The sequence below is a fragment of the Sulfolobus sp. B1 genome (assembly GCF_007050195.1).
In the GTDB taxonomy this organism is placed as follows: domain Archaea; phylum Thermoproteota; class Thermoprotei_A; order Sulfolobales; family Sulfolobaceae; genus Saccharolobus.
Window position 1 is genome coordinate 1 of record NZ_QIMI01000357.1, and the last position, 590, is coordinate 590.

At 35.9% G+C, this 590-nt stretch carries 1 protein-coding gene; it reads right to left on the minus strand.

The annotated features are described in order from the left end of the window. On the minus strand, positions 1 to 584 hold a 584-nt coding region (locus tag DMP16_RS10680; protein ID WP_306416249.1), incomplete at its 3' end, for a CoA transferase. Between the last annotated feature and the right edge of the window lie 6 nt (positions 585 to 590).

Below are 590 nucleotides of genomic sequence, written 5' to 3' on the forward strand. Positions count from 1 at the left end.
AATCTTTTCCATGCGTCATCCGTATGAATAATAACATAAATATAACCATCTTTAGTCTTGTATAAATACTCTGGATAGAACATACTGCTAGATGGTCCTACTCTGTATGGCAAGTTCCCTAAGTAATATACCATACTTTGCTGCGACGCAATCACAGCCATATCAAACATTGCCATATCAATTCTTTGCCCTTCTCCGGTTTTGTCTCTATACCTTAATGCTGCTAGAATTGCTCCTACTGCGGCATATGGTGTCATGATGTCTAGTATACCCATACCTACTCTGGTGGGCATTTCCGGAAAACCATTAGTATCCATAAATCCGCTTTCTGCTTCTACTGTAGGATCAAAACCTGGTAATTCTTTATACGGTCCATGATACCCATAGCCTGTAATACTGCAATAGATAAGCCTTGGATTAACTACCTTTAAGGTATCGTATCCTAATCCCATCCTTTCTAGAGAACCGGGCTTTAAATTTTCAATAAATATATCTGTCTTCTTAATAAGTTCCAAAAATAAACTTCTACCTTTCTCAGTTTTCAGATTTAAGGTTATAAATTTCTTATTAGCATTATAAAATATGAAATG